Annotated in this window: 11 protein-coding genes; 9 read left to right on the forward strand and 2 right to left on the reverse strand. The window is 58.1% G+C overall.

All coding sequences use genetic code 11. The features are described from left to right. Positions 1-62: 62 nt before the first annotated feature. The 3 genes from pldB (at position 63) to G9X48_RS00705 (ending at position 2,917) form a co-directional block, all read left to right on the forward strand. The gene (pldB, locus tag G9X48_RS00695) at positions 63-1,055 is read left to right on the forward strand and encodes a lysophospholipase L2 (protein WP_004388406.1); all 993 of its coding nucleotides are present in this window, start codon (positions 63-65) and stop codon (positions 1,053-1,055) included. A 49-nt stretch (positions 1,056-1,104) separates the two neighbouring features. Beyond that, the gene (gene yigL / locus G9X48_RS00700; protein WP_004388405.1) at positions 1,105-1,905 is read left to right on the forward strand and encodes a sugar/pyridoxal phosphate phosphatase YigL; all 801 of its coding nucleotides are present in this window, start codon (positions 1,105-1,107) and stop codon (positions 1,903-1,905) included. Between the two features lie 112 nt (positions 1,906-2,017). Next, positions 2,018-2,917, forward strand: coding sequence for a carboxylate/amino acid/amine transporter (locus G9X48_RS00705; protein WP_097641364.1), 900 nt, complete (start codon positions 2,018-2,020; stop codon positions 2,915-2,917). Here the strand turns inward: G9X48_RS00705 and metR are convergent. Continuing rightward, the gene (metR, locus tag G9X48_RS00710; RefSeq protein WP_012126034.1) at positions 2,805-3,758 is read right to left on the reverse strand and encodes an HTH-type transcriptional regulator MetR; all 954 of its coding nucleotides are present in this window, start codon (positions 3,756-3,758) and stop codon (positions 2,805-2,807) included. The genes G9X48_RS00705 and metR overlap by 113 nt on opposite strands. Positions 3,759-4,082: 324 nt before the next feature. On the opposite strand from metR, the gene metE reads away from it, so the two are divergent. Then, positions 4,083-6,344 (forward strand): 5-methyltetrahydropteroyltriglutamate--homocysteine S-methyltransferase, encoded by a 2,262-nt coding sequence (gene metE, locus G9X48_RS00715; RefSeq protein ID WP_097641356.1) that lies wholly within the window; start codon positions 4,083-4,085, stop codon positions 6,342-6,344. 129 nt (positions 6,345-6,473) lie between these two features. On the opposite strand, the gene G9X48_RS00720 is transcribed toward metE, so the two are convergent. Continuing rightward, positions 6,474-7,292, reverse strand: coding sequence for a dienelactone hydrolase family protein (locus G9X48_RS00720; protein WP_097641357.1), 819 nt, complete (start codon positions 7,290-7,292; stop codon positions 6,474-6,476). A 259-nt stretch (positions 7,293-7,551) separates the two neighbouring features. Here G9X48_RS00720 and udp point away from each other — a divergent pair, with 259 nt between their 5' ends. From udp to ubiB, 5 genes are all read left to right on the forward strand, one after another. Next, complete coding sequence (gene udp, locus G9X48_RS00725) at positions 7,552-8,307, forward strand: uridine phosphorylase (protein WP_004385520.1); 756 nt, start codon at positions 7,552-7,554, stop codon at positions 8,305-8,307. 146 nt (positions 8,308-8,453) lie between these two features. Beyond that, positions 8,454-9,887 carry a DNA recombination protein RmuC gene (rmuC, locus tag G9X48_RS00730; RefSeq protein WP_007891401.1) on the forward strand — a complete coding sequence of 478 codons (1,434 nt, stop codon included), beginning with the start codon at positions 8,454-8,456 and terminating at the stop codon, positions 9,885-9,887. Between the two features lie 89 nt (positions 9,888-9,976). Continuing rightward, positions 9,977-10,732 carry a bifunctional demethylmenaquinone methyltransferase/2-methoxy-6-polyprenyl-1,4-benzoquinol methylase UbiE gene (gene ubiE / locus G9X48_RS00735; RefSeq protein WP_097641358.1) on the forward strand — a complete coding sequence of 252 codons (756 nt, stop codon included), beginning with the start codon at positions 9,977-9,979 and terminating at the stop codon, positions 10,730-10,732. Positions 10,733-10,743: 11 nt separating this feature from the next. Beyond that, positions 10,744-11,349 (forward strand): SCP2 domain-containing protein, encoded by a 606-nt coding sequence (locus G9X48_RS00740; protein WP_097641359.1) that lies wholly within the window; start codon positions 10,744-10,746, stop codon positions 11,347-11,349. After that, entirely contained in the window at positions 11,346-12,986 is a 1,641-nt protein-coding gene (ubiB, locus tag G9X48_RS00745) for a ubiquinone biosynthesis regulatory protein kinase UbiB (protein WP_007891403.1), read from the forward strand. Before G9X48_RS00740 ends, ubiB begins: the two co-directional genes overlap by 4 nt. Positions 12,987-13,046: the final 60 nt, after the last annotated feature.

Genomic DNA, 13,046 nt, shown 5'->3' on the forward strand with positions numbered 1-13,046 from the left:
GAGGTATGTGCTACGAATCACAAAAAAGCCCGGACAGGCGTGGATGCGGAGCAATAAGGACCATGACCAGACACAGGAACAGTTGGTTTTCACGGGAAGCCGGATTCGCGGCGTTCACCATGGGTGCGCTGACAGATTTCTGGCAACAGCGCGAAGAAGATGAGTTTTTGGGCGTGGATGATATTCCGGTGCGCTTTGTGCGTTTTCGTGCGGAAAACCACGATCGCGTTATTGTCGTCTGCCCCGGCCGCATCGAAACCTACGTTAAGTATGCGGAACTGGCATACGATCTGTTCCACTGCGGGTTTGATGTGCTGATTATCGACCACCGCGGGCAGGGGCGTTCCGGGCGGTTGCTGGAAGATACCCATCGCGGCCACGTGGTGAATTTCAGCGATTATGTTGATGATTTCGAACGTTTCTGGCAGCAGGAGGTGGCGACCGGCCCGTGGCGGAAACGCTATCTTCTGGCGCATTCGATGGGGGGCGCGATTGGCACGCTGTTTCTGCTGCGTAACCCAAAAGCGTTTGATGCCGTGGCGCTCTGCGCCCCGATGTTCGGCATTATTATCCGTCTGCCGGACTGGATGCTGCGCTCGATCCTCGACTGGGCGGAAGAGTATCCGTCGCTGCGCGATGGTTACGCCATCGGCACAGGACGCTGGCGACCGCTGCCCTTCAGCCTCAACATGCTGACGCACAGCCACGAGCGCTACCGGCGCAATCTGCGTTTTTACGCCGATGAACCGCAGCTGCGCGTCGGCGGGCCGACATATCACTGGGTGCGGGAAGGCATCCAGGCAGGAGAACAGGTGCTGGCGGGGGCCACCGACAGCACCACGCCGCTATTGTTACTCCAGGCAGAGCTGGAACGTGTGGTGGATAACCGCTCGCACGACCGCTTCTGTGAACTTCGCGCCGCGGCGGGCCACCCGTGTTGGGGGGGTAAACCTTACGTCATCAAAGGTGCGTACCATGAGATCCTGTTTGAGCAGGACGCTATGCGCGCCGAAGCGCTGAATGCCATTGTCGATTTTTTCGACGAGCATAACTGATTACTCGCGACCGGAGCGTTCGGTCGCTCCACCAGAGGTTTTTTTTATTATGTATCAGGTCGTTGCGTCTGATTTAGACGGCACACTCTTAGCCCCTGACCATGCACTGACGCCGTTTGCCAAACAAACGCTCAAATTACTGACTGCCCGCGGCGTGAACTTTGTGTTCGCCACTGGCCGCCACCATATCGACGTCGGCCAGATCCGCGACGGCCTTGAGATCAAGGCTTATATGATCACCTCCAACGGCGCGCGGGTGCACGACACCGACGGCAATCTGGTGTTTACCCATAACCTTGATACCGATATCGCCGCCGATCTGTTCGGCGTGGTGCGCGATAATCCCGATATCATCACTAACGTCTATCGCGACGACGAATGGTTTATGAGCCGCGAGCGCCCGGACGAGCTGAAATATTTTAAAGAGGCGGTTTTTAAATATTCGCTCTTTGAACCGGCGCTGCTGGAGCCGCAGGGCGTGAGCAAAGTCTTCTTCACCTGCGACGTTCACGAAAAGCTGTTACCGCTGGAGCAGGCCATCAACGCCCGCTGGGGCGATCGCGTGAACGTGAGCTTTTCGACGCTCACCTGCCTTGAAGTGATGGCGGGCGGCGTGTCCAAAGGCCACGCGCTGGAGGCGGTCGCTAAAGCGATGGGCTTCGGGCTGGAGTCCTGCATCGCGTTTGGCGACGGGATGAACGATGCGGAGATGCTCTCGATGGCGGGCAAAGGCTGCATCATGGGCAACGCGCACCAGCGCCTCAAAGATCTGCTGCCGGAGCTCGAAGTCATCGGCACCAACGCTGAAGATGCCGTTCCACACTACCTGCGTAAACTGTTTCTGGATTAACCATCAGGGTGACAAGTGGTTTATCTATAACCACTTGTCAACCAAATAGTGCAACTTTTCGCCAGCGCCTTCGCTACAATGCCCGTCTTTGTTTTCTGTTGAGATGATCATTGTGGCGTTACTCATCATCACCACTATCCTGTGGGCATTCTCTTTCAGCCTGATTGGCGAATATCTGGCGGGGCATGTGGACAGCACCTTCTCTGTGCTGATGCGCGTCGGGCTGGCGGCGCTGGTTTTCCTGCCGTTCTTACGCGCCCGCGGGCAGAGCCTGAAAACGCTGGCGCTCTATATGCTGGTGGGCGCACTGCAGCTGGGCGTGATGTACCTGTTCAGCTTCCGGGCGTATCTCTACCTGACCGTCTCGGAATTTCTGCTGTTTACGGTGCTTACGCCGCTCTATATCACGCTGATTTACGATCTGCTGAGCCGCCGTCGGCTGCGCTGGGGCTATGCGCTTAGCGCCGGGCTTGCGGTCATCGGCGCGGCGATTATTCGCTATGACAAAGTGAGCGATCACTTCTGGACCGGGCTGCTGCTGGTACAGCTGGCGAATATCAGCTTCGCTATCGGGATGGTGGGCTATAAACGCCTGATGGAGACGCATCCGATGCCGCAGCACAGCGCGTTTTCGTGGTTCTATCTTGGCGCGTTCGTGGTGGCGGTGATCGCCTGGTTCGCACTCGGCAACCCGCAGAAACTGCCGACCACCGGCCTGCAATGGGGCATTCTGGTGTGGCTTGGCGTGGTGGCCTCAGGGCTTGGCTACTTTATGTGGAACTATGGTGCCACGCAGGTGGACGCCGGTACGCTCGGCATCATGAATAACATGCATGTGCCCGCCGGGCTGCTGGTTAACCTCGCCATCTGGCAGCAGCAGCCCCACTGGCCGAGCTTTATCATTGGGGGAGCGGTGATAGTGGCTTCTCTGTGGGTCCACCGACGCTGGGTCGCGCCGCGCTCCGCACAAACGGAAGGGAATCACAGGCGTGCTGACGCGCCTGCTGAATAAACGCCTCCGTCACCGGCTGACGCTGCTCGCCATCGCGCACCGCAGCGTACAGCCGGCTCCATAATCCTTCGCCCAGCGCACGTGTGACCACCAGCCCCTGACGCTCGAAATTCTCCACCACCCAGTGCGGCAGCGCGGCGATGCCCATGCGCGCCGACACCATCTGGATAAGCAGCAGCGTATTATCCACGCTTTTCAGCGTCGGGCTGACGCCCGCCGGCTGTAAAAAGTGACGCCAGACGTCGAGACGACTGCGCTGTACCGGGTAAATCAGCAAAGTTTCGCTGGCGAAATCTTCCGGCGTCACCTGCGTTTTGGTCGCCAGCGGATGATCGGGTGCCACCACCAGACGCACTTCAAAATCAAACATCGGTGAATAGTGCAGGCCGCTGCGCGGCAGAATATCTGACGTCAGCACCAGATCGAGTTCGTCCTGCTGCAGCGCAGGCTGCGGATCAAACGTCACGCCCGATTTGAAATCCATCTCCACCTGCGGCCAGCGTTTACGAAACGCCTCCAGCGCCGGGGCCAGCCACTGAATACAGCTATGACACTCAATCGCGATGCGCAGGCGGGTCTGTTGCGGTTCATTGCACGCCTGCAATGCGCGGCTTATCTGCGGCAGCACCTGGGCTGCCAGCTGCAACAGGATCTCGCCCTGCGGCGTGAAGCGCAGCGGCTGGCTCTTACGCACGAATAACCGGAAGCCGAGACGCTGCTCCAGATCGCTGAACTGGTGTGAAAGCGCGGATTGGGTCTGATGCAGCGATGCCGCCGCCGCCGCCAGTGAGCCGCAATTACGCAGCGCCTGAAGCGTTCGCAGGTGTTTTATCTCGATCATGAATGTCCTTCACTTCAGCATGAATAATTTGCGCTTGAGGAATATACAGTAACTGCCAATTATGGATGTGTAAACATCTGGACGTCCAAACTCGTCATAATTCGACTTGCAGATGCGTTGGCTTTCCTCGCTCGCCCCAGTCACTTACTGGAGTAAGCTCCTGGGGACTCGCTGCGTCGCCGCCTTTCTGCAAGCCGAATTATTTAGAGTTCTCCTCCTCGGGGAGAATCCGAAATACATACGGATTAATTAATTAGATGAACAGATAAAACGAACAGATTCATCTCCTGACACGGGATTCATTCTTAAGAGAGGCAGAACATCATGACTATCCATAACCACACCCTCGGTTTTCCCCGCGTCGGCCTGCGTCGCGAGCTGAAAAAAGCGCAAGAGAGCTACTGGGCGGGCAAAAGCACCCGTGAAGAATTACTGGCGGTGGGCCGCGAGCTGCGCGCTCGTCACTGGGAACAACAAAAAGCGGCGGGCATCGATCTGCTGCCGGTCGGCGATTTCGCCTGGTACGATCATGTTCTGACCACCAGCCTGCTGCTCGGCAATGTTCCGGCGCGCCACCAGAATGCGGACGGCACGATGGATATCGACACGCTGTTCCGCATCGGTCGTGGCCGCGCGCCGACCGGCGAACCTGCCGCCGCCGCTGAAATGACCAAATGGTTTAACACCAACTATCACTACATGGTGCCGGAATTCACCAAAGGCCAGCAGTTCAGCCTCACCTGGACGCAACTGCTGGATGAAGTCGACGAAGCGCTGGCGCTTGGTCACCATGTTAAACCGGTACTGCTCGGGCCCGTCACTTACCTGTGGCTTGGCAAAGTGAAGGGCGAACAATTTGACCGCCTTTCCCTGCTTAACGACATTCTGCCGGTCTACCAGCAGGTGATCGCGGAACTTGCGAAACGCGGCATTCAGTGGGTGCAAATTGATGAACCGGCGCTGGTGCTGGAGCTGCCGCAGGCGTGGCTGGACGCGTTTAAACCGGCTTACGAGGCGCTGAAAGGCCAGACTAAGCTGCTGCTCACCACCTATTTTGAAGGCGTGAGTGATAATCTCGATACCATCACCGCGCTGCCGGTGCAGGGGCTGCATGTCGATCTGGTTCATGGCCATGACGATGTCAACGAACTGCATCGCCGCCTGCCGCAGGAGTGGTTACTCTCCGCGGGCGTTATCAATGGCCGCAACGTCTGGCGCGCCGATCTCACCGAAAAATACGCCCAACTGAAAGCGATCGCAGGCCAACGTGAGCTGTGGGTGGGCTCGTCCTGCTCGCTGCTGCACAGCCCTATCGACCTGAGCGTCGAAACGCGTCTGGATGCGGAAGTGAAAAGCTGGTTCGCCTTCGCGCTGCAAAAATGCGAAGAGCTGGCGCTGCTGCGCGATGCGCTGAACAGCGGCGACACAACAAAAATCGAGCAGTGGAGCGCGCCGATTCAGGCCCGTAAACACTCGGCCCGCGTACATAACCCGGCGGTGGAACAGCGCCTTAAGGCCATTACGCCGCAGGACAGCCAGCGCGCCCATGCGTACCCGGTACGCGCCGAAGCGCAGCGCGCCCGCTTTAATCTGCCGTCCTGGCCGACCACGACCATAGGCTCGTTCCCGCAGACGACCGAAATTCGCGGCCTGCGCCTGGATTTCAAAAAGGGCAATCTGGATGCGGCGAACTACCGCACCGGTATCGCCGAACATATTAAGCAGGCGATCGCCGAGCAGGAGCGCCTGGGTCTTGATGTGCTGGTGCACGGCGAAGCCGAGCGTAACGACATGGTGGAGTATTTCGGCGAGCACCTTGATGGCTTTGTCTTTACCCAGAACGGCTGGGTGCAGAGCTACGGCTCCCGCTGCGTGAAGCCGCCGGTCGTTATCGGCGACATCAGTCGCCCTGCGCCGATCACCGTCGAGTGGGCGAAGTACGCGCAGTCGCTGACCGACAAACCGGTGAAAGGCATGCTGACCGGCCCGGTGACCATTCTCTGCTGGTCGTTCCCGCGTGAGGATGTCTCGCGCGAAACTATCGCCAAACAGATTGCGCTGGCGCTGCGTGACGAAGTGGTGGATCTCGAAGCCGCGGGCATCGGCATCATCCAGATTGACGAACCGGCGCTGCGTGAAGGGTTGCCGCTCAAGCGCAGCGACTGGGACGCGTATCTCGCCTGGGGCGTGGAGGCGTTCCGCCTGAACGCGGCGGTCGCGAAGGATGACACGCAGATCCACACTCATATGTGTTATTGCGAGTTCAACGACATCATGGATTCTATCGCCGCGCTGGATGCGGACGTGATCACCATCGAAACGTCACGTTCAGATATGGAGCTGCTGGAGTCGTTTGAGGAGTTTGAATACCCGAATGAAATCGGGCCGGGCGTATATGATATCCACTCGCCGAACGTGCCGGATGTGGCGTGGATTGAAGCGCTGCTTAAGAAAGCCGCGCAGCGCATTCCGCAGGAGCGTTTGTGGGTGAACCCGGATTGCGGCCTGAAAACCCGCGGCTGGCCGGAGACCCGCGCGGCGCTCGCCAACATGGTGAAAGCGGCGCAGAACCTGCGTCAGGCGTAACGGTTTTGTGATGGCGGGTGCGCGACGCTTACCCGCCCTACGATAAGGCCAGTTATGCGTTGCGTAGGGTGGGTAAGCGCAGCGCACCCACCGCGCCACCAAAAAACGCCCGGTTTCCCGGGCGTTTTTTTATCCTTTCTTACTGCCGTAGGTTTTGAACCACTCCAGCATGCGTTCCCACCCGTCTTTCGCTGACGCCTCGTGATAACTCGGGCGATAATCGGCGTTAAACGCATGGCCCGCGTCCGGGTAAACGATAATTTCCGCCTTTGCATTGGCGGCGCGCAGCGCCTGACGCATGGTCTCCACGCTCTCAAGCGAAATACCCGTATCCTGCGCGCCGTAAAGCCCCAACACTGGCGCGGTCAGATCGGTAGCGACATCCACCGGGTGCTTCGGTGAGTTTAACGTTTTGTCGCCCAACAGCTTGCCATACCACGCCACGGCGGCTTTCAGTTGCGGATTATGCGCGGCGTACAGCCACGCGATACGCCCGCCCCAGCAAAAACCGGTCAGCATCAGACGATGCGCGTCGCCGCCGTTGCGTGACGCCCAGCTTGCCACATGATCCAGATCCGCCAGCACCTGCGCGTCCGGCACTTTCGACACCAGATTGCTCAACAGCGACGAAATATCGTCATGCTCATTCGGATCGCCCTGACGAAAATAGAGTTCCGGCGCCACCGCCAGATACCCTTCCAGCGCCAGGCGACGGCATATATCGCGAATATGTTCATGTACGCCGAAAATCTCCTGTACCACAATCACCACCGGCAGCGGGCCATCAGCAGCGCGCGGGCGGGCGTGGTAAGCAGGCATATTTTCGCCCTGCGTGGGAATCGAGGTTTCGCCCGCGATAATGGCATCCTGCGGCGTATGCACTACCGTTGAAGCGACAGGTGAAACTGCAGCGGCAAAGCCCGCCGGATGGTCAGTGTTGTTGGTCATGGCATTCTCCGTACCCGTTATTGTTTTAGCGCATCCCTAACTATAGCCTGCGTGCGGCGGGAGTGGAGGTGGCAAAAGCAGGCATTCGCCGTGCGAGATTTCCATTCATGGGCTGTATATGTGACCATAATCACGAAATTATGGAAAATTAATGCAACTCCTTTCTTTTGAAGTGAATCCGGTCACGAAAAACGCCGGAAAGGTTCTGTAAAGTACCGTTTTGCTTCTCCTGACAAACCGACCCACAGAGGAGTCACCTATGTCTGATGTTTTTCACCTCGGCCTTAAAAAAAGCGATCTTCAGGGCGCAGAATTAGCGATTGTCCCGGGCGACCCGGAGCGAGTGGAAAAGATCGCCGCGCTGATGGATAAGCCGGTCAAACTGGCCTCCCACCGTGAATTCACCTCCTGGCGCGCTGAGCTTGATGGCAAAGCGGTCATCATCTGCTCAACCGGTATCGGCGGCCCGTCAACGTCTATTGCGGTAGAAGAGCTGGCGCAGCTTGGCATTCGTACTTTCCTGCGCGTGGGCACCACTGGCGCTATCCAGCCGCACATCAACGTCGGCGACGTGCTGGTGACGACCGCCTCCGTACGCCTTGACGGTGCCAGCCTGCACTTCGCGCCGATGGAATACCCGGCCGTTGCCGATTTCGCCTGTACCACCGCACTGGTGGAAGCGGCCAAAGCGGTCGGCGCGACCACGCACATCGGCGTAACCGCCTCTTCCGACACCTTCTATCCGGGCCAGGAGCGCTACGACACCTTCTCCGGCCGTGTGGTCAGCCGCTTTAACGGCTCCATGAAAGAGTGGCAGGCGATGGGCGTGATGAACTATGAAATGGAATCGGCCACGCTGCTGACCATGTGCTCAAGCCAGGGCCTGCGCGCGGGCATGGTGGCGGGCGTTATCGTCAACCGCACCCAGCAAGAGATCCCGAACGCGGAAACCATGAAACAAACCGAAAGCCACGCGGTGAAAATCGTGGTAGAGGCGGCGCGCCGCCTTCTCTGATAGCTTCCTTTCAGGCCGGCGCTCCGCCGGCCTTTTTGCGTAATGTCTCGCAGGATTGACGATCCTTACAGAAAAACGCTTTTCGTCTGGAATTATGTACAGCACAATCCCCTCTGGCGTGATGAGCAGTTCAGGCAGGAGGCGTGGTGGAAATCTCATATCTGGTGTTAGCCGTGGTTGCGCTGGCAGGCGTTGTGGTGGGCTGGCTGATGTCAGGCCTGCGAACCGCCCAGCAAAAGGCGGATCTGCTGGCGCAGCAGCGCGATATCTACGGCGAGCTCAGCGCGGCCCGCGAGGCGCTGGCGCATAACCAGCACTGGCGTGACGAGTGCGATCTGCTCAATAACGAACTGCGCAACCTGCGGGAGATCAACAGCTCGCTGGAGTCCGATCTGCGCGAAGTCACCACGCGGCTGGAGGCCACCCAGGTCCACGCCGAAGAAAAACTGCGCCAGATGATGAGCAGCGAACAGCGCCTGAGCGAACAGTTTGAAAACCTCGCCAATCGTATTTTTGAGCAGAGCCGTCGTCAGGTCGATGAGCAAAATCGCCAGAGCCTGAACGGCCTGCTTTCCCCGCTGCGCGAGCAGCTCGACGGTTTTCGCCGCCAGGTACAGGAGAGCTTCGGCCAGGAGGCGCGCGAGCGCCACACGCTGGCTCATGAAATCCGTAACCTCCAACAACTGAATGCGCAAATGGCGCAGGAAGCCATTAACCTGACGCGCGCGTTAAAAGGCGACAACAAAGCTCAGGGCAACTGGGGCGAAGTGGTGCTCGCGCGCGTACTGGAAGCCTCGGGCCTGCGCGAAGGGCATGAGTATGAAACACAAGTTAATATTCAGCTTGCCGACCGTAGCCGGATGCAGCCGGATGTCATCGTGCGTCTGCCGCAGGGCAAAGATGTGGTGATTGACGCCAAAATGACGCTGGTGGCCTATGAGCGTTACTTCAACGCCGAAGATGACTACAGCCGCGAGCTGGCGTTAAACGAACACATCGCTTCGCTTCGCAATCATATTCGTCTGCTGGGGCGCAAGGATTATCAGCAGTTGCCGGGGCTGCGCACGCTGGATTACGTGCTGATGTTTATCCCGGTCGAGCCCGCCTTTTTACTGGCTATCGACAAGCAGCCGGAACTCATCACCGAGGCGTTAAAAAACAATATTATGCTGGTGAGCCCGACCACGCTGCTGGTAGCGCTGCGCACCATTTCCAACCTCTGGCGCTATGAGCATCAAAGCCGCAACGCCCAGCAGATAGCCGATCGCGCCAGCCGCCTCTACGACAAAATGCGACTGTTCGTTGACGACATGAGCGCCATCGGCCAGAACCTCGACAAAGCGAGCGACAGCTACCGCCAGGCGATGAAAAAACTCGCCAGCGGGCGCGGCAACCTGCTTGCGCAGGCGGAGGCGTTTCGCGGTATGGGCGTTGAGGTAAAGCGCGAGATTAATCCGGATTTGGCCGAGCAGGCGGTGCAGGATGATGAAGCGTTTGCGCTCCCCGATGCCGAAGCGCTTGCCAGCGCTCCTGATGAAAACAGCCACTTAGCGGCGTTTCGCGTTGCGGGCGAGCGCTGAGTGGCGCGCTAATGCCGCCTTGAATCGTAGGGCAATTGCGGCCAATCTGTTACACTTCACAAACATTTCCTTGATAAGCAGGCACTGAGATGGTTGAAGATTCACAAAATACAACGCACTTTGGCTTCCAGACCGTAGCGAAAGAGCAAAAAGCGGATATGGTGGCGCAGGTCTTCCACTCCGTGGCGGCGAAATATGATGTCATGAACGATCTGATGTCGTTCGGCATTCATCGTCTGTGGAAGCGCTTCACTATCGATTGCAGCGGCGTGCGTCGCGGCCAGAAAGTCCTGGATCTCGCGGGCGGCACCGGCGATTTAACCGCTAAATTCTCCCGTCTGGTGGGTGAGAGCGGCAAAGTGGTGCTGGCGGATATCAACGATTCGATGCTGAAAATGGGGCGCGAGAAGCTGCGCAATATCGGCATCGTCGGCAACGTCGAGTATGTCCAGGCCAACGCGGAAGCGCTGCCGTTCCCGGATAACACCTTTGACTGCATCACGATTTCCTTCGGCCTGCGTAACGTCACCGATAAAGAAAAAGCGCTGCGTTCCATGTTTCGCGTGCTGAAGCCGGGTGGCCGTCTGCTGGTGCTGGAGTTCTCCAAACCGGTGTTCGAGCCGCTGAACAAAGCCTACGACGCCTACTCTTTCCACATTCTGCCGCGCGTCGGCGAGCTGGTGGCGAAAGACGCTGGCAGCTACCGTTATCTCGCTGAATCCATCCGTATGCACCCGGATCAGGAAACCCTTAAAGCGATGATGAACGACGCGGGCTTCGAGAACGTCAACTACTACAACATGACCGGCGGGATCGTAGCGCTGCATCGCGGCTACAAATTCTGAGGAGGTGCCGGATGCCTTTCACACCGCTAATGATGGCTGGCATTGAAGGCGCGCTGAACACTTTTCTGTACCGCGAGAGCGCGCTGAAAGCGCCGCGCCAGCGTTTGCAGGGCAAAGTGTTGCGCATCACGCTTGAAGAGCTTTCCACGCCGCTGGTGCTGGTGTTCAGCGAGCAACAACTGGATGTGCTCAGTAAATGGGAAGGCGAGGCGGACTGTACCGTTATCACACGCCTTTCCGTTTTGCCGAAGCTCCAGGACCGCCAGCAGCTGACCGCGCTTATCCGCAGCGGCGAGCTGGAAGTGCAGGGCGATCTGCAGGTGGTGCAAAATTTTGTGGCGCTGATGGACATGGCCGAATTTGATCCCGCCGGGCTGCTGGCCCCGTGGGTCGGCGATATCGCCGCGGAAGGCATCGGGCGCGTTATGCGTCGCGGCGGGCAACTGCTGCAAAAAGGCTTTACGCGTAATCAGCGCTATCTGGCGGAAGCGATTACCGAAGAGTGGCGCGTCGCGCCGGGCGCGCTGGAAGTCGCCTGGTTTGCCGAAGAGATTTCGGCCGTCGAGCGCCAACTGGAAGCGTTAACCAAACGGTTGGATAAACTGGAGGGCAAATGACGCCAGGTGAAATTCGGCGCCTTTATTTCATTATCAAAACGTTCCTGAGCTACGGCCTGGATGAGCTGATTCCACGCATGCGCCTGACGCTGCCGCTGCGGATCTGGCGTCGCGGGTTGTTCTGGATGCCGAACCGGCACAAAGATCTTGAGCTTGGTACGAGACTTCGTCTGGCGTTGCAGGAGCTGGGGCCGGTGTGGATTAAGTTCGGTCAGATGCTGTCGACGCGTCGCGATCTCTTTCCGCCGGTAATCGCCGATCAACTGGCACTGTTGCAGGATCGCGTCGCACCCTTTGACGGTAAGCTCGCTAAACAGCAGATCGAAAAAGCCATGGGCGATCGTCCCGTCGAGGAGTGGTTTGATGATTTCGATATTACGCCGCTTGCTTCCGCTTCAATCGCGCAGGTGCACACCGCCCGGCTGAAAGAGAACGGCAAAGAGGTGGTCATTAAGGTGATCCGCCCAGATATCCTGCCGGTTATCAAGGCGGATATGAAGCTTATCTACCGTCTCGCGCGCTGGGTGCCGCGCCTGCTGCCGGATGGTCGCCGCCTGCGTCCGATGGAAGTGGTGCGCGAGTATGAAAAAACGCTGCTGGATGAGCTCGATCTGCTGCGCGAAGCGGCGAACGCCATTCAACTGCGCCGTAATTTCGAAAACAGCCCCATGCTCTACGTGCCGGAAGTCTATTCGGACTACTGCAGCCCAACGATGATGGTCATGGAACGCATTTATGGCATCCCGGTCAATGACGTCGCGGCGCTGGAAGCCAACGGCACTGACATGAAATTGCTGGCTGAGCGCGGCGTTCAGGTGTTCTTCACCCAGGTTTTCCGCGATAGCTTTTTCCACGGTGATATGCATCCGGGGAATATTTTTGTCAGCCACGATCACCCGCACGATCCGCAATACATTGGCATCGACTGCGGCATCGTGGGCTCGCTCAATAAAGAAGATAAGCGCTATCTGGCGGAAAACTTTATCGCTTTCTTCAACCGCGACTATCGCCGCGTGGCGGAGCTGCATGTGGATTCGGGCTGGGTGCCGCCGGATACCAATGTAGAAGAGTTCGAATCCGCCATTCGTACCGTTTGCGAGCCTATTTTTGAAAAGCCGCTTGCGGAAATCTCGTTTGGCCACGTGCTGCTGAATCTCTTTAACACCGCGCGCCGCTTTAATATGGAAGTGCAGCCGCAGCTGGTGCTGTTGCAAAAAACGCTGCTGTATATTGAGGGCGTAGGGCGTCAGCTCTATCCGCAGCTCGATTTGTGGAAAACGGCGAAACCTTTTCTGGAAAGCTGGATCAAAGATCAGGTGGGCTTCCCGGCGCTGGTGCGCTCCTTTAAAGAGAAAGCGCCATTCTGGGCGGAAAAAATCCCGGAAATTCCTGAACTGGTCTACAACAGCCTGCGGCAAGGCAAACAACTGCAACAAAGTGTTGATAAGATTGCCCATGAGCTGCAGGAGCATCGTGTGAAGCAAGGGCAGTCGCGCTATCTGTTCGGCATTGGCGCCACGCTAATGCTGAGCAGCACGCTGCTCTTTATCAACCGTCCTGACTGGGGCATGTCGCCCGGATGGCTGATGGCAGGCGGTATTCTCGTCTGGCTTATCGGCTGGCGGCGTACCGACTAGCGCAGGCATTGTTATGAAACGGCCACAGGTATACTGTGGCCTGATGAATACCATTATCAC

This window comes from Cronobacter sp. HA18006 (genome assembly GCF_011605445.1).
Lineage (GTDB): Bacteria > Pseudomonadota > Gammaproteobacteria > Enterobacterales > Enterobacteriaceae > Cronobacter > Cronobacter sakazakii.

Bases quoted from the DNA above. Each gene is read 5' to 3' on its own strand.
- pldB (WP_004388406.1), top strand. From the start codon at position 63: ATGACCAGACACAGGAACAGTTGGTTTTCACGGGAAGCCGGATTCGCG.
- yigL (WP_004388405.1), top strand. From the start codon at position 1,105: ATGTATCAGGTCGTTGCGTCTGATTTAGACGGCACACTCTTAGCCCCT.
- metR (WP_012126034.1), bottom strand. From the start codon at position 3,758: ATGATCGAGATAAAACACCTGCGAACGCTTCAGGCGCTGCGTAATTGC.
- metE (WP_097641356.1), top strand. From the start codon at position 4,083: ATGACTATCCATAACCACACCCTCGGTTTTCCCCGCGTCGGCCTGCGT.
- G9X48_RS00720 (WP_097641357.1), bottom strand. From the start codon at position 7,292: ATGACCAACAACACTGACCATCCGGCGGGCTTTGCCGCTGCAGTTTCA.
- udp (WP_004385520.1), top strand. From the start codon at position 7,552: ATGTCTGATGTTTTTCACCTCGGCCTTAAAAAAAGCGATCTTCAGGGC.
- ubiE (WP_097641358.1), top strand. From the start codon at position 9,977: ATGGTTGAAGATTCACAAAATACAACGCACTTTGGCTTCCAGACCGTA.
- G9X48_RS00740 (WP_097641359.1), top strand. From the start codon at position 10,744: ATGCCTTTCACACCGCTAATGATGGCTGGCATTGAAGGCGCGCTGAAC.
- ubiB (WP_007891403.1), top strand. From the start codon at position 11,346: ATGACGCCAGGTGAAATTCGGCGCCTTTATTTCATTATCAAAACGTTC.